The organism is Caulobacter sp. ALps2 (genome assembly GCF_058681635.1).
Genome location: NZ_CM178743.1, coordinates 3,505,456 through 3,521,648 on the forward strand (window position 1 = coordinate 3,505,456; position 16,193 = coordinate 3,521,648).

The 16,193-nt window shown below is 69.3% G+C and carries 11 protein-coding genes; 9 read left to right on the forward strand and 2 right to left on the reverse strand.

Annotated features, from left to right (window positions below; translation table 11 throughout):
* Positions 1 to 45: 45 nt before the first annotated feature.
* From ACW173_RS16710 to ACW173_RS16735, 6 genes are all read left to right on the forward strand, one after another.
* The gene (locus tag ACW173_RS16710; RefSeq protein ID WP_492081141.1) at positions 46 to 1,116 is read left to right on the forward strand and encodes a DUF11 domain-containing protein; all 1,071 of its coding nucleotides are present in this window, start codon (positions 46 to 48) and stop codon (positions 1,114 to 1,116) included.
* Positions 1,113 to 1,580 carry a hypothetical protein gene (locus ACW173_RS16715; protein ID WP_492081143.1) on the forward strand — a complete coding sequence of 156 codons (468 nt, stop codon included), beginning with the start codon at positions 1,113 to 1,115 and terminating at the stop codon, positions 1,578 to 1,580. The genes ACW173_RS16710 and ACW173_RS16715 overlap by 4 nt, the downstream gene beginning before the upstream one ends.
* Before the next feature lie 35 nt (positions 1,581 to 1,615).
* Entirely contained in the window at positions 1,616 to 2,686 is a 1,071-nt protein-coding gene (locus ACW173_RS16720) for a hypothetical protein (RefSeq protein ID WP_492081144.1), read from the forward strand.
* 70 nt (positions 2,687 to 2,756) lie between these two features.
* The gene (locus ACW173_RS16725) at positions 2,757 to 7,787 is read left to right on the forward strand and encodes a hypothetical protein (RefSeq protein WP_492081146.1); all 5,031 of its coding nucleotides are present in this window, start codon (positions 2,757 to 2,759) and stop codon (positions 7,785 to 7,787) included.
* Positions 7,788 to 7,818: 31 nt separating this feature from the next.
* The gene (locus ACW173_RS16730; RefSeq protein ID WP_492081147.1) at positions 7,819 to 8,316 is read left to right on the forward strand and encodes a GAF domain-containing protein; all 498 of its coding nucleotides are present in this window, start codon (positions 7,819 to 7,821) and stop codon (positions 8,314 to 8,316) included.
* A gap of 81 nt (positions 8,317 to 8,397) precedes the next feature.
* The gene (locus ACW173_RS16735) at positions 8,398 to 9,528 is read left to right on the forward strand and encodes a S41 family peptidase (protein ID WP_492081149.1); all 1,131 of its coding nucleotides are present in this window, start codon (positions 8,398 to 8,400) and stop codon (positions 9,526 to 9,528) included.
* Between the two features lie 12 nt (positions 9,529 to 9,540).
* Here the strand turns inward: ACW173_RS16735 and ACW173_RS16740 are convergent, their stop codons facing one another.
* Positions 9,541 to 11,781 (reverse strand): PAS domain S-box protein, encoded by a 2,241-nt coding sequence (locus ACW173_RS16740; protein WP_492081150.1) that lies wholly within the window; start codon positions 11,779 to 11,781, stop codon positions 9,541 to 9,543.
* An 80-nt stretch (positions 11,782 to 11,861) separates the two neighbouring features.
* Positions 11,862 to 12,872 (reverse strand): alpha/beta fold hydrolase, encoded by a 1,011-nt coding sequence (locus ACW173_RS16745; protein ID WP_492081151.1) that lies wholly within the window; start codon positions 12,870 to 12,872, stop codon positions 11,862 to 11,864.
* Between the two features lie 266 nt (positions 12,873 to 13,138).
* Between ACW173_RS16745 and ACW173_RS16750 the strand changes: the two genes are divergently transcribed.
* The 3 genes from ACW173_RS16750 to ACW173_RS16760 are packed head-to-tail and all read left to right on the forward strand — an operon-like array spanning position 13,139 to position 16,187.
* Entirely contained in the window at positions 13,139 to 13,900 is a 762-nt protein-coding gene (locus ACW173_RS16750) for a phosphocholine cytidylyltransferase family protein (RefSeq protein ID WP_492081153.1), read from the forward strand.
* A complete protein-coding gene (locus ACW173_RS16755) occupies positions 13,890 to 15,056 on the forward strand; it encodes a GNAT family N-acetyltransferase (RefSeq protein ID WP_492081154.1) in 1,167 nt (388 codons plus the stop codon). The genes ACW173_RS16750 and ACW173_RS16755 overlap by 11 nt, the downstream gene beginning before the upstream one ends.
* Before the next feature lie 6 nt (positions 15,057 to 15,062).
* Positions 15,063 to 16,187, forward strand: coding sequence for an iron-containing alcohol dehydrogenase (locus ACW173_RS16760; RefSeq protein ID WP_492081156.1), 1,125 nt, complete (start codon positions 15,063 to 15,065; stop codon positions 16,185 to 16,187).
* The last annotated feature ends 6 nt before the right edge of the window (positions 16,188 to 16,193 follow it).

Below are 16,193 nucleotides of genomic sequence, written 5' to 3' on the forward strand. Positions count from 1 at the left end.
CGGTTGTGGGGCTCCACTTCGAGTTTCCACGGCCCGCACCGACCGATGTTCCGTCTCCACACCCTGTTCGCCAAGCGACGCACCGCCTTGAGCGGCGCGGCGGCTTGCGCGCTGGTGTCGGCCGGTCTGGCGGTGGTTCCGGTGTTGGCGCGCGCGCAGACGATGACGCCCGCCGGCGCTATGATCGACAACGTCGCGGCGCTGGGCTTCACGGACATCAAGACCGGCCCGGTCACGTTGCCCTCGAACAAGGTCTCCTTGCAGGTTCAGGAGATCCTCGACGTCTCCGTCGAGGTGCTGACGCCGGAGCTGGAGGTCGAGGCCGACACCGCCAACCAGCGGCTGGGCTTCCGGGTCCGCAACCTCGGCAACGGTCACCAGGCGTTCGATCTGTCGCTGTCGGTGATGGATGGCGACTTCGATCCGCACAGCTGCGCCATCTGGGTGGATTGGGACGGCGACGGCCAACTGGATCCGATCCGCGACAGGATGTCGAGCACCACGCCGGTTCTGGCGCCCGGCCAGGCGGTTCTCGTCTGGGTGTCGTGCGGCATCCCAGCGGGCGCCAGCAACGGCGCCCTGGGTCGCATCCTGCTGCGCGCTTGGCCCTCGGTGCTGCGTAACGGCGACTCCGAAACCATCATGGCCACGGCGGGCAATGGCGGCGTCTATGTCGTGATGGGCCCCAACCTGCGCGGCGCGAATGGCGGGGCGGGAGGCGGAACCGGCGGGGGGACCGGTGGTGGCCCCACCACCTTCGCCACTTACCGGGTTGGCCAGGTCAACGCTCAGCTGATCAAGACCCAGTCGGTCGCGGATGTCGCCGGCGGATCGCGCGCCGCGCCTGGCTCCATCGTCACCTACAGCCTGGAAGCCCGCTTTGGCGCTGGCGCGGGCGCGCGCCAAGTCAAGATCTCCGACGCCATTCCAGCCGGCTCGACCTACGTGCCCGGCAGCTTGACCGTCGATGGCGTGGCCCTAAGCGACGCCGACGATGGCGACGCGGGCCGCTTCGCGGCGGGCGGCGTCGAAGTCGCCTTGGGCGACATCGAGGCCAAGACCAGCCGGTTCGTCACCTTCAAAGTTCGCATCGACCCCATCGGGAGCCCCTCATGACCAAGACCCTTCTGCTGGCCCTGGCGGCCGCGGGCCTGCTGGCCCACGCTCCCGCGCGGGCGGGCGAGGCCAGCCTGACCTCCGCCGTCTTCAAGGAAGTCGAGAGCCGCGGCCCCGACGGCCGCGCCAGCGTGACCCTGAAGCCGGCCGCGCGCGTCACGCCCGGCGACCAGGTCGTCTACGTCCTGACCTACCACAACGGCGGCGACAAGCCGGCCGAGGGCGTGGTCGTCACCAATCCGCTGGCCGAGAACCTGGTCTACGCCGGTCCCGCCGACGCCTCGCCGCCCCTGGCCTCGGTCGACGGCCAGACCTTCGGACCACTGGCCACGCTGACCAAGACCAGCGCCGGCGTGACCGCCAAGGCCGTCGCCGCCGACGTCACCGCCCTTCGCTGGACCCTCGCCCAAACCGTCCCAGCGGGCGGCGAGGTCCAGCTGTCGTTCCGCGCGCGCCTGAAGTGACGCGCGCTCCTCACCCTTCGAAAAAGGAAAATTCCGTGAAGAACTCATGTCGTGGATTCTGGCTGGCGGGGGCGTCGGCGATCGCCGCCGGCCTCTGGAGCCAGACCGCCCTGGCGGCGACCGGCACCCAGGCCGGTGTCAGCGTCACCAACACCGCGTCGGTCTCGTACTCGGTCGGCGGCGTCAGCCAGACGCCGGTGTCCTCGAACGCCGCCTCGTTCGTGGTTGACCGGAAGGCCAATGTGATGGTCGCCGAAGTCGGTGGCGCGGCCACCACCGTGGCGTTCGGCCAGACCAATCAGGTCACCACCTTCACCGTCACCAACACGACCAACGCGACCCAGGATTTCCGCCTGTTCGCGCTGAACATCGGCATCGGCGGTACGACCCCGCTGGGTCACACCGACAACTTCGGCGTCACCAACATCCGGGTGTTCGTCGACGTCAACGGCAACGGGACCTATGAAGCGGGGACCGACACGGCGACCTATATCGACGAACTTGCGGCGGACCAGACCAAGACCGTCTTCGTCGTCGTCGATGTTCCCGCCTCGGGCCCGGCCAGCGGCATTTCGGGCGTCGAGCTGACCGCCGTGGTCGCCACCGGCGGTTCCAGCAACGCGCTGGGCGCGGACGTGACCCAGAGCCTGCTGGACGATCCGACCCAGATCGACACGGTCTTCGCCGACGCCGCCGGTTATGCCGACCTCCTCCGCGACGGTCGCTTCAGCGCCGGCGACGAATACGCCATCGCCGCCCCAACCGCCGAAGTGACCAAGACCGTCGTTGTGATCAGCGATCCCCTGAACGGCATCGTCACGCCCAAGGCCATCCCGGGCGCGGTCGTCAAGTACTGCATCGCGGTCAAGAATATCGGCTCGAACCCGCTGACCAGCGTCGGCGTCACCGACAATATCCCGACCAACACAACCTATCTCGCCAGCAGCACCTATGTGGGCGGCAGCGTTCTGCTGGGCGCCTGCGTCGAAGACGGCGCTCAGGCCACGGACGGCAACGTGTTCAACGGCACGCGTATCGCCACCTCGATCGCCAGCATCGCGGTCGGCGCGACGGTGACGACGCGTTTCCGCGTCACGCTGAACTAGCGATCAGGCCCAGAAAGAGACGATCCGACCGGGCGGCCTCGCGCCGCCCGGAACGATCCCTCACGCCCGAATGACGCTTCTCACCCGCATGAAACTCGCGCTGACAGGCCTGGCGATCGCCGCCGGGTTCTGCGCGCCCGCCCATGCGCGGCAAACGGCTGTCATCACCAACACCGCGCGACTGTCATACGCCAGCGGGACGGGGATGACCGGCGTCAATTCCAACACCACGACCCTGACCGTCACGACCTCCAAGGCGCCGGCGATCCGCCTGCTGCGCCTGGCGATCGGCGCCGAGGGCACGGCGCGCGACGTCAGCACCACCCAATGTCTCGTCGAGGGCAAGGGCTACGTCTCGCCCGACGTCTCCATGGCCGGCGGCTTCGACCCCGCGGCGGTCAAGTTGCGCGCGGCGACCTCGTTCCACGCCGGCGAGCCGGTCTTCATCTTCATCTCCGCGCCCGACGCCAACCGCGATCCGGCGGCCCGCGACCAGATGGCCATCACCATCAAGACCTCGTTGGGCGACAAGGAGACGATCCAGGTCTGGGAGACCTCGACCAACAACGGCCAGTTCCTGGGCTACATCCCCGTCACCGACGTCGCCCCGACCAGCTTCGACTGCGAGATCTCGGCCCCGCGGGGCAACATGCTCGACGTCACGGTGGCCGATTTCTACGACGGAACGCCGGCGACCGCCCAGGCGCTGATCGATCCCTACGGCTATGTCTTTGACTCGCGCACCGGCAAGGCGATCGATGGAGCCCGCGTGACCCTGGTGGACCAGACCACCGGCGCGCCCGCCAAGGTGTTCGGCGACGACGGCGTCAGTGTCTATCCGTCCACTGTGATCAGCGGCCACGACGTTGTCGACGCCGGCGGCGCGGTCTATCAGTTCGCGCCCGGGCAATACCGGTTCCCGCTGACGGCCTCGGGCCGCTACAGCCTGTTCGTCGAGCCGCCCGAGGGCTATTCCGCCCCGTCCTCGGCCACCGAGAACGCTCTGGCCAAGCTGGCCGCCCCGGATGGCGATGGCTTCAAGATCTCGCCGGCTTCGTGGGGCGCGGCGTTCGATCTGGTCCAGGTCGATCCCCTGCAGGTCGACATCCCGCTCGACAGCGGCAAGCTGCCGGTCGTCACGCGCCGCTTCGTCCAGGGGTTGTCGCTAGAGAAGTCCGCCTCGATCCAGAAAGGCTCGTTCGGCGACCTGGTCGCCTACACCCTGTCGATCCGCAACCTGGGCTCGGCGCGAACGATCAATACGGTCGAGGTCAAGGACGCTCTACCGCGCGGATTCCGATATGTGACGAATTCGTCGCGTCGTGACGGCGCGCCGATTTCCGACCCCGTTCTCAGTCCAGACGGGCGGACGATGACCTACGCCCTCGGCACGCTGGGACCGGCGGCGGCGGCCAAGCTCACCTATGTCGTCGCGATCGGTCCCGACGCGCCCGTCGGCATGGCGATCAACCGCGCCATCGCCACGGGGGCGCTAGGCGCCTCCAGCGGCGAGGCCGAGGCGCGGGTACGTGTCGCGCCGCCGTTGATGGCCGACGCCGGCACGATCGTCGGTCGCGTGACCGAAGGCGCGTGCGCCACGCGGCGCGAGGACGGCCGCCTCGGTGTCCCCGGCGTGCGCCTGGTGATGGAGGACGGGACCTACGTCGTCTCCGATCGCGACGGCCTGTTCCATTTCGAGGGCGTGAAGCCCGGTATGCACGTGGTGCAGCTGGACGCCGGAGCCTTGCCGGCCGAGCTGGAGGCGGTGGCCTGCGGCCGTGACACCCGCATCGCCGGCCGCGCCTTCTCGCGGTTCGTCGAGATCCGCGAAGGCGCGCTGCGGCGCGTCGAGTTCCGCCTGCGTCGCGTGGCCGCCGCGACCACGGCTCCGGCCGTCGCCGCGCCGCTGTCCGAAGACGCGCCGGCGGGCACGATCGACTGGTTCGCGGGCCAGGAGCCCGGCGAGAGCTTCCTGTTCCCGGCCGAGGGCCACAACCCCGTCGCGCCGGTCGTCCGCGTGGCGGTCAAGCACGGGCCGGGCAACCGCGTTGCCCTGACCATCAACGGCGCGCCCGTCGATCCGCTGGCCCGCGACGGCGTCGAGACCAGCGCCGACGCCGCCATGGCCGTGTCGCTGTGGCGCGGCGTGCCGCTGATCGAGGGCGCCAATGTCCTGGTCGCGACCGTTACCAACGGCCGAGGCGACATCATCGCCGAGCTCAAGCGCGAGATCGCCTACGCCAATACCCCGGCCAAGGCCGCGCTGGTCCCGGAAGCCTCGCGCCTGACCGCCGACGGCCTGGACAGCCCGGTCCTGGCCGTGCGTTTCACCGACCGTTTCGGTCACCCCGTTCGCCCCGGTACGATGGGGACCGTCGAGGTCGCCGAACCCTACGCGATCGCCCCCGACCTCCAGTCGGATCAACGTCTCGCGGGCGAGTTCGGACGCACCTCGACCTGGCGCGTGACCGGCGACGACGGCGTTGCCCTGATCGCCCTGGCCCCGACCACCAAGGCGGGCTCGGCGGCCCTGCGCTTCAAGCTGCCGGGCCTGGACCAGGCCGCCCCGACCGAGGTCCGCGCCTGGCTCAGCGCCGCGCGCCAGGACTGGATCGTCGTCGGTTTCGCGGCCGGCACGGCGGGCTACAACACCCTGTCGCGCCACGCCGCCCCGCTGGCCCGCAAGGACCGCGACAAGGCCATGGTCGACGGCCAACTGGCCTTCTACGCCAAGGGCCGCATCAAGGGTTCGTGGCTGCTGACCATGGCCTATGACAGCAAGAGCTCGCCCGATCCCGAGCGCGGCCTGACCTACGGCATCGACCCGGACCGCTACTACACCGTCTACGGCGACGGCTCGGGCCAGGCCTATGACGCCGCCAGCCAGCGCAAGCTGTATGTTCGTCTGGAGCGCAAGGCCTTTTACGCCCTGTTCGGAGACTTCCAGACCGGCTTCGACGCCACGCGCCTGGGCCGCTCGGATCGCACGCTGAACGGTCTGAAGTTCGAGCGCCAGGGCCGGGTGGTCAGCGTCTCGGGTTTCGTGGCCGACACCGAGCAGGACCACGTGCGCGACGAACTGCCGGGCTCGGGCCTGGCCAGCCTGTACCAGCTGTCGCGCCGGGACATCGTGCCCAACACCGAAACCATCACGATCGAGACCCGTGATCGCCTGCGGGCCGAGCGGGTGCTGAGCGTTCGCCCGATGACCCGCTACGTCGACTACGACATCGACTACACGACCGGCGCGCTGACCTTCCGCGACCCGATCGCCAGCCGCGATGCGGACCTGAACCCGAACGTCGTGGTCGCCAACTACGAGATCCTGGGCAACGGCGAGAAGAACACCGAGATCGGCGCGCGCGTCTCGGCCGACCTGCTGAAGGGCAAGGCCCACGCCGGCGTGACCTATCTGCACGGCCGTCCGGGCGCGGCGCGCAGCGACACCGACCTGGTCGCCGCCGACCTGACCCTGCGCCCGCGCGCCGACACCGAGGTGCGCCTCGAGGCCGCCACCAGCCAGTCGGTGTCGACCGGCCGCCAGCAGGCCTGGATCGCCGAGGTCGAGCACCATTCGGCCCGTATCGACGTCCTGGGTTATGCTCGTCAGGCCGACAAGGCGTTCGGCATGGGTCAGCGGAGCCTGGCCGAGCTGGGCGCGCGCAAGGTCGGCGTCGACGGCAAGGCCCGCCTGACGCAGCGCCTGTCGCTGAACGTCTCGGCCTATCACGAGACCTATCTGGACAGCGGCGACGTTCGCGATGTGGTCGACGCCCGGGTGGACTATCAGGCCGGCGCCCTGCGCCTGGGCGCGGGCGTCAAGTCGGCGCACGACACGCCGGAAAAGGGCGAGGCGGTCCGCTCGGACCTGCTGACCCTGACCGCCAGTCGCGAATTCCTGAACCGCCGCCTGCAACTGACGGGTTCGTCGGATTTCGCCCTGGGCGACGCCGAGAGCCTGGACTTCCCGGTTCGCCGCCGCGTTGGCGCGACCTACACGGTGCGCGAGGGGCTGCGGATCCTGGCCAGCCGCGAGATCATCCAGGGCAAGGACTACAAGGCGGCCGTCACCGGCGGCGGCGTCGAGATCGCCCCCTGGAAGGGCGCGCGCCTGACCAGCGCCTTGAACCGCCAGGACCTGTCGGCCTTCGGTCCGCGCACCTACGCCCAGATGGGTTTGGCTCAAAGCATCCAACTGAAGGGTGGCTGGACCCTGGACGCCTCGATCGACTCCGCCAGCACCCTGGCCGGCAAGGCGCCGGAGCCGAACACCGTCGTTCCCCAGGCCACCGGCGCGCCCCTGGCCACCGAAGACTTCACCGCCGTCAGCCTGGGCGCGGCCTATCGCGCCGACGGCTGGAGCGCCAATGGCCGCGTCGAAGCCCGTCACGGCGACGTGGCCGACAGCTGGGCGGCGCGCGGCGCCTATCTGCGCCAGCTGCGCGAGGGCGTCACCGCCGCCGTGACCGTCCGCGCCGACGAGACCAAGACCAACGCCGGCGCCGTTTCGCGCGGGGCCGAGGTCGCCGGTTCTCTGGCCTGGCGTCCGCTCAACAGCCGCTGGTCGGTGCTCGACAAGCTGGAGGTCCGCCGCGAGGAGGCCCATGGCGTCGTGCAGGGGCAGGGGCCCGCCGGCTATGGCGCCACCGCCCGTGGCGACGGCGTCACCGGCAAGCTCATCAACAACCTGGCGGTCAATTTCGACAGCGATCGCGGCGACCACACGCCCGGCGCCGTCCAGGCCAGCCTCTATCACGGCGCCAAGCTGGTGCGCGGTCGCTTCGAGGGCGAGGCGCGCACCAACCTGGCGCAGGTGATCGGCGCCGAGGCCCGCCTGGACCTGACCCGCAAGATCGACATGGGCGTGAACCTGTCGTTGCGCCACGCTGGCAGGACCGGCGGCACGGCCTACGCCATCGGCCCGTCGGTCGGGATGTCGCCGGCCGAGAACACCTGGGTCAGCGTCGGCTGGAACGCGGTCGGCTACCACGATCCAGACTTCGCCTCGGCCGGCTACAGCCGCAAAGGCTTCTACGTCACGGCGCGGGTCAAGTTCGACCAGAACACCTTCGGCGAGTTGCTGGGCGGCGGGCGTCGATGATCCACACAAACAGAACAAGGAGGAGGCGCTCATGCGAATGCTGACGCAGACCGACCATGAGGAACTGCTGCGGCTGGCGGCGCTGGTTCGCACCTCGGTGCTGGAAACCTCGCGTGATCCCGAGTTCGACCGGATCGCCCAGGCGGCCAAGACGCTGTTCGGGGCGACGGCCGGCATGGTCACGTTCGTCGGCGCCGACCGCCAGTTCTACAAGGGCCGGGCCGGCGTCGACCTCAGCGAGACGCCGCGCGACGTCTCGTTCTGCAGCCACTGCATCGCCTACCGAAGTCTGCTGTGGATCGAGGACACGCGCGAGGATCCGCGGGTGTTTGACAACCCCTTCGTGACCGGCGCGCCGCACATCCGCTTCTACGCCGGCGCGCCTGTCCGCGACGCCGACGGCTGGCTGCTGGGCACGGTCTGTGTCGTGGACCTGCAGCCCCGGCCGTTCGATCCGGTCCTGTCGGCGGCGCTGGCGTCCCTGGCCGACGTGGTGTCGACGCGCCTTCGCAACTTGAGATTGCTATAGCGCCTCTGGCCAGGGCAAGGTGCGAGCGCATCGGCCGGGGAGCGGGGCGTGAAAAGACTGTTGGTCGTGGGCGCGGCTCTCTTGCTGCTGGCCCTGGGCGTGGCGGCCGTGCGCTTTGCGCCAACCAAAGAGCCGTCGAACTTGCGGGTCTTCGACGCGGCCTGGACGACCGTGGATCGTCACTATTTCGATCGCGAGCATAACCGGCCGCGCTGGAAGCAGCTGCGGGCGCGGTATCGCGACAAGGCCGAACGGGCGGAGTCGAAGATAGAGCTCTACTGGGGTGTCCTGTTGCCGATGGTGCAGACGCTGGGTGGGAGCCACTTGGCCGCGATGCCGCCGGACGATCCTGCCGCTATTCGCAAGATCGCCACAACGTCCGCGCCGCCGGCGATCGCCGACGGCGAGGTGCGCGAGGGTCTGGGCTTCCAGTTCACATTCAGCCCTCGGGGAATGTTGGTCACCACCGTTGAGGAGGGCTCGCCTTTGCAGCGCGCCGGCTTTGGCCCCGGCGCGATGATGGTCGAGATGAACGGACGTCAGGCCGGTGGCGGAATCATGAGCTTCGACGGCGTGTTCCGGGCCGGTGACGGACCGCAGCGGCGGGTGCGCTTCCTTTATCGGCGGGAGCAGCCCGAGGTCGGGCGGCAGGTGCGGGAACTCGGACCCGGTGTAGCCTATCTGCGTTTCGACCATTTCGATCAGGCCAGCGTCGCGTGGGCGATCGGGCGACTCGAAGGCTTGGGCGACAAGGCGTTGGTGCTCGACCTGCGGGGCAACAACGGCGGCTTCGTCGTTGAACTCCAGCGCTTCGCCGGCGCGTTGTTCGATCGAGATCTGGAGATCGGTTATCGTGTTGCCGGTCGGCGCAAACCTTTGATTTCAAAGCCAGGACGGCAAGTCTTCAAGGGGCGCATGGTGGTTCTGGTCGGCGGCGGCACGGCCAGCGCGGCCGAGGTTCTGGCCGATGTTGTCCAGCACCACCGGCGTGGGGTCGTGATCGGCCAGCGGACCCAAGGCTCGGTGCAGGAGGCGCAGACCTATCCCATGCCCGACGGCGGTTCGATCCAGATTCCGGTCAGTGAGTTTCTCGGTGCAAGCGGCCGGCGGCTGGAGGGGCAGGGCGTTTCGCCGGACATCCCAGTGATCCTGGACGGCAGGGCGGACGGCGACCGCGTGCTGGCCGCCGCTCGACAGGCTCTAGCGGATTAGACGTAAGACAGATCAGGCCGCGGAAGCGGTGATCTCGCAGACGAGGCCCTTGGGTTCGAAGGTCAGGACGCAGCTTCCGCCGACCTCCGGACCCACGCCGCGTTCCAGCAGGCGGGTCCCGAAGCCCCGGCGCTCGGGCGGCGTCACGGGCGGCCCGCCGGACTCGCGCCAGGTCAGCGCCAGCTTGCCCGGGCTAGCGGACGGGAAGGTCCAGACGACGTCGACGACGCCTTCGGGCGTGGACCAGGCCCCGTACTTCAGGGCGTTGGTCGCCAGTTCCTGCAAGGCCATGGCCAGACCCAGCGCGGTCTGCGGCGTCAGGCGCACATGCGGCCCCTCGACGCGGAGCCGCTCGGCCTGGCCCGGCAGATAGGGGCGGGCGGCGACGTCGACGATCTCGGCCAGGTCGGCCGCTTCCCAGTTCTGGCGCGTCAGCACGTCGTGCGCCCGCGACAGCGCCAGCAGCCGGCCCTCGATCGCCGTCTGCACCGAGGCGTCGGCCCCGCCGTTGCGCAGGGTCTGGAAGGTGATCGACTGCACCGTCGTCAGGGTGTTCTTGACTCGGTGGTTCAGCTCGTTGATCAGCAGCAGCTGCTGCTGGGCCCAGCGCTTTTCCTGGGTTATGTCGCGCACCACCCGCACGGCATAGGCCGGCCGTCCGTCGCCGCCCTCGACCCGCGAGGAGCGCAGTTCGACCCAGGCGGTCTGGCCGTCGGCGTGGGTGAAGGACTTCTCGATCGCATAGATCTCTAGCTCGCCCGCCATCTGCTGGGTGAAGAGGTCGCGTTCGTCACCCTGGCCCTCGGCCGGGCTGTCGTCCCAGATGCTCATGGCCAGCAGCGTGCGGCGGTCGCGGCCGGTGATCGTGCAGAGCGCCTCGTTGACCTTGCGGATGCGGCCGTCGTGGTCGACTTCGGCGATGCCGACCGGCGCGTGCTCGTAGGTGGCGCGCAGCCGCTGGTCCTGGTCGGCGAGGCGCTGGCGGGCGGTGACCTGCTCGGTCAGGTCGCGCAACGAGGCGGTGAAATGCAGGCCGTCGTCCACCGTCGCCACATTGATCGACAGTTCGGCGGGGAACGGCACGCCGTCGCCGCGCTGGACCCGCAGCTCCAGGCGCTGGCCCAGGACCGCTGCCCGCCCGCTGGCGGCCAGGTTGGCGAGGCGCCGGCGATGGCTGTCGCGCTGGTCCGGCGGGATGATCAGTTCGGTCAGGTCGCGGCCGACGGCCTCGGCCTTGGTCAGCCGGAACATCCGTTCGGCCTCGCGGTTCCAGTCGATGACCCTACCGTCCGCGGCGGTGGTGATGATGGCGTCCAGCGCCGCGTCGAACACCGCCGCCTTGGTGGTCTGGGCGCGGGCGAGGGCCGCCTGGTGGCTGCTCTCGTCGGCGGCGGCGGCCAGCAGCAACAGGGCGCCGGCCGTGACGGCGATGAAGTCCTGGGCGTAGAAGGCCCGGCTCGGCGCGGCGCCGATCAGCTCGGCGAGCGGCCCGGCGCCGATCCCGACGCTGATCAGCGTGGCCACCGCCGTCCCGACCAGGGCCAGGGTGATCCCGCGCATCCGAAAGGCGATCGCCACCCAGGCCAGCACCGGCAGTATGTGCCAGGTCCGCAGCGGAAAAGGCGTCAGGTCCAGGAAGATCACCAGGGCCGCGCCGGTCGCGAGGGCGATGGCGCCCAGCAGTCTCCAGGACACCAGGTTCGGTTCGGCGCGGATCCGCGACCAGGCCAGGATCAGCGGGGTGATCAGCAGCGCGCCGGTGGTGTAGCCCAGGAACCAGGTCACGCCCGCCAGCGGAGCCTGGGCCGGCGGGCTGACGCCGCTGAGCACCAGGACACCGATGCCGGGCGCGGTCGAGATCACGGCGCCGCACAGCGACACGGCGATCAGGGCCATGACGTCACGCACCCGCGCCAGGTCCGGGTCCAGCCGCATCCTGGCCTTGACCACGGCGACGGGCAGGGCGGCGCTGACGGCGCTGGCCAGGGCGATCACCAGGTCGGCCCAGAAGGGCGGAGCGCTGCCGACGATCACCGCCGCCGCGAGCCGTCCGACCACGATGGCGGGCCAAAGTCTCACGCCGCCCAGGAACAGGGCCGCGAAGGCTAATCCCGAGGCTGGCCAGACCGCCGTGCTGGCGCCGCGATAGACGCCCCAGTTCAGTCCGGCCAGCGCCAGGAAGGCATAGCCGACCGCCACCAGGACCAGCGCCCGAGCGTCCGATCGTCTAGGCAGGAGGTCGGAAGCGGTCACACACGGCGCTCATCGAGGTTGGCGTTGGCACCATGCCATGAGGGCGGATTCGCGCATGTCGAAATCGTCCGGCGCCCGCGTTAGGGCTTCGCTGGTCGCGCCCTAACCCGCGCCAAGACCTCGCGGATCGCGGCCACGACGGCCGCGGGCTGGCTGGCCTGGATGTAGTGGGTGGAGTTCGGCACGCTGACATTTCGACCACGGCTGGATCGCGCGGCGAGCGCTTGATGGCCGCGCTTCACCACGTCCTCGACAACCTGGTTGAAGCCGTCCGATGCGCCGGGCGTCGGCGGGAACTTGTCGCGCGTCAGCACCACCAGCGGCAGGGCGCCCCAGTCCTTCCGCGGGCCCTTGTCCTCGTCGATATGGAGATACTCGGAGGCCACTGTCTTCCACCGTTCGGGGCGCTGGTACACGGGGAGCATCCGCGCGGCCTCGTCGGCCGTGTAGTAGGGTAGCTTGGCCGCGAAACAGTTCCGCGGATTGTCCAGCGTGATCAGCCCCTGGCGCGCGGTGGTCTCGCAGTTTGACCATTTCGCCAGGACCTTGGTCCGCAGCCCGTCGAAGAACGCCTGCTCGCTCGGCGACAGGCCCAGGTCATCCTGTCCATAGAAGCCCGGATCGACCAGGACCATGCCCGCGACCTCGGCCGGGAACCGCTCGTAGTAGTAGGGGGCATAGCGTCCGCCGATCGAGTGGCCCACGAGGATCACGGGCTCGCGCTCGCCCACCTTGCGCAGCAGGGCGTGCAGGTCGTCGGTGACGGCGCGGGGCGAGCGGGGCAGGTCCGACGCGTCGCTGGCCCCATAGCCCGCACGGTCATAGAAGCAGGCGCGCGTCATCGCGCTGACCTCGGCCTGAATGCGTTGCCAGTCCAGGATCGTCCCGCCCAGCGCCTGTTCGAAGACGAGAGTCGGCGAGCCCTCGCCGATACAGACCATGTTCAACCGCCGGCCTTCGCCGATGTCGATCAGGCGTTTCTCGAGCAGTTCGGGGCTGCCCGCCGACATCTTCGGGGCTACCTCCTGGGCCAGCAGCGCGTTCGGCCACAGCGACAACAGCGCCAGAACACAAAGACCAAAGCCGCGCATCAAGCCCTCCCTAGCTACCGATCAAGCTGAGCTTTGGCGGCGGGCAAGTCATTTCGATGGCCGGCGTAAGACGCTCCAATGTGCGTTTTCACACCGATGGATATTCGTGAGTGTGACATAAAATCTATAGTTGTATGAGCGCCGGGGCTGGGGCAATCTTCCTCCCACGGACAAGCCTTGCCTGGAAAATCACGGTTTGGGCGCGTCACCGTTCAGCCCGGCAGGCTCGAACCTGGCGGGAGGCTTGAGACTCTCGGGGAGGGGAGATGCACCAGCGTACGGTCATCATTCCGGCGGCGGGGCTTGGCAATCGCCTGCGACCGATCACGGATCACAAGCCCAAGGCGCTGGTCGAGGTCGACGGACGCGCGATGCTCCTGAGGACCACCGACGCGCTCGCGGCCCAGGGCCATACCCGCCAGCTCGTCGTTGTCGTGGGCTATCGTGGCGATGACATCGAACAGGCGGTGCGGGCGCAGAGCTTGCCATTTCCGGTCGCCTTCGTCCGTAATGACCGCTTCGACCAGACCAATTCCATCGTGTCCGTCGCGCTCACCCAGGACTACTGGCGGGACGGCTTCGTGCTTATCGACTCCGACATCTGGTTTTCCCCGGAGCTGCTGGATCCGCTGTTTTCGCTGACCCAGAGCACGCTGCTGATCGACGCGCGGATCCCGCCCGAGAAGATCGACATGAAGGTGTCCATCCGGGACGGGCGGATCTGGGACCTGGACAAGCAGCGTGTCCAGGATCCGGTGGCCGGTGAATTCTTCGGCATGAGTTATGTCTCGCCGGATTTCGGCCGGGCATTGGGCGTGGAGATGCGGCGCCAGATCGAGGCCGGTCACGAGGACGTCTGGTACGAGTACGCCCTGCGCGAGGTCGCCCGGACCCAGGTCCTGCAACCCTGGCGCCTGCAAGGCGACCACGCCTGGACCGAGGTCGATACGGCGGCGGATCTGGAGCAGGCAAACCGCATCGTCAGCCGCCACCGCGAACGCAGCGAAGGCGTCCTGAATGGCGCTTGAGCTGGCCCTGCATGACACCATCGCAGATGTGGACGCCGCCCAATGGGACACCCTGGCGACGGGCTCGCCAATGCTCAAGCACGGTTATCTGAGGGCGATGGAGCAGGTCAGACTGGCGGACATCCGCCGGCGGTATCTGCTCTGGCGATCGGCCGACGGCGAGATGGTCGCCCACAGCTGGTGTTTCAGCATGACCGCTTCGCCGGAGCGCATGCTGCCGCGGGACCACTGGGCGTCGCGCCTCAACCGGCTGATGCCGCGACCGATGCGGGAACGGATCGGGCTGAAGGTTGTCGTTTGCGGCTCGGCGACGACGGTAGGGCACACCCTGTGCTTTCGCGCCGACCTGCCCGCTTCGGAGCGCGCGCGATGCCTGGAACAACTGACGACCGCCGTACAGGCCTTCGCCATCGAGCAGCGCGCCCGGATCATCGTCCTGCGCGACTTTCATCATCATGACGCCCCCTTGACCGCCTCGCTGCCGGGCCTGCGCTTCACGCCTCTGCCGAACCTGGACGACACCGTCATCCCGATCCGCTGGCGCAGCTTCGACGACTACCTGGCGGCCCTGAAGAGCCACTATCGCAAGCAGATCCAGCGCCAGGACGCGGCCCTGATCCGGGCCGGCGTCACGCGCCAGCGCACCAGCCAATGGTCCGAGCACGCGCCGGCCATGGCCGGGCTGTTCGCCAATGTCGCTCGTCGCTATGCGGGCGGGGCCATGATCGGCGCCGACTATTTCGCGGCGACCAGCGGCTGCCTGGGGCAGGAGCTGGAGACCACGCTGTTCTTCCGCGATGGCCGACTGGTCGCCTTCATCATGTACTATGTCAGCGAGAACGCCCTCTTCTCGTCCTATCTGGGCGTCGACGAGGCGCTGAACCACGAGGCCGCGCTCACCTTCAACGCCTATAACGAGGTGGTTCGGGTCGCGATCGAGCGGGGCGTGGACCACCTGTGGTTCGGGCGCACCGCCTACGACGCCAAGCTGCGCATGGGCGCCGAGCGGCGCGCCTTGAGCGTCTATCTGCGCACCAGGCCAGGTTTCATCGGGCGAAGGATCGGCCAATGGGTCCAGGGACGAGCGGCCTCCAACGATCCCGATCGCTGGGACGTGTTTCGGCACGTCGCCAACGCTGATCCGTCCGGAGCGTGACCGGAGATGGCCGCGTGCTCGCCCGTCATGTTCAACTGCCCGACGCGGGTCGTCGATAGCCAGGACTTCGCGGAAAGCGCGGGCGCGCTGATCGGCGATCGAAGCTGGGCGCTGATCTCCAGCGCCGGTTGGCGAGACCGGGGCGCGATCGATCGCTTGACGACGGTGGCGCGGCGCCCGCCGCGGGCCGTGCTGCTCGACACCGCGCCACATCCGCAGCTCGAGGACCTGATGCGCGCCGCGCCGGCGGTGCGGGGCTGCGACGTTCTGGTGGCCCTGGGCGGCGGCAGCGTCATCGACGCCGCCAAGGCCATGGTCGCGGCTCAGGGCGTGGGGCGCGACATCGACTTCGCGACGACGCTCAAGCAGGACGGGGCGCTGACGCTCGACGACCCGCTGCCGGAGATCATCGCCATCCCCACGACCGCTGGAACCGGCGCGGAAGTCACCCGCTGGGGCACGGTCTGGGACGGTCCCGCCAAGCTGTCCGTCCAGTCGCCGGGGCTCTATCCCAGCTACGCGATCCTGGATGCTGACCTGTGCCGCTCGATGCCGGCGCAGCTGATCCTGTCCTCGGGGCTGGACGCGGCAGCCCACGCGATGGAGGCGGTCTGGAACCGTAACCACACGCCGTTGTCGGATATTCTGGCCAGCCAGGCGCTGACGACCCTGCGCGAACTGCTCGGCCCGGCCGTCCGCGGCGGCATGAGCCGGGAGGTCGCCAGTCGCTTGCAGCATGCGGCGGTGCTGGCGGGCCTCGCCATGAGCACGACCCAGACGGCCTTGGCGCACTCCATCAGCTACCCGCTGACCGGACATTTCGGCGCGCCGCATGGGCTGGCCTGCGGCTTCACCCTGGCGGCCGTCGCCGCATTCAACCTGGCGGCCGATCCCGCGCGGCTGGAGCCCATCGCCCGGGCCTTCGCGGTGTCGACGGCGGAGCTGCCGGGCGCGATCCGGGGGTGGTTGAGCGAGCTCGGCGCGGTCGAGGGCCTGCAGGTCCATGTCTCGCGGGAGCAGGCGCTGGGCCTGGGCGATGAGCTGATCAACCTCGCCCGCGCGGCGAACAACATCCGGGCCTGCGCGGTCGCCGACGCCCGGGAAATCGTCAGCGCGGCTTGGGCGTGTTGAGGGGAG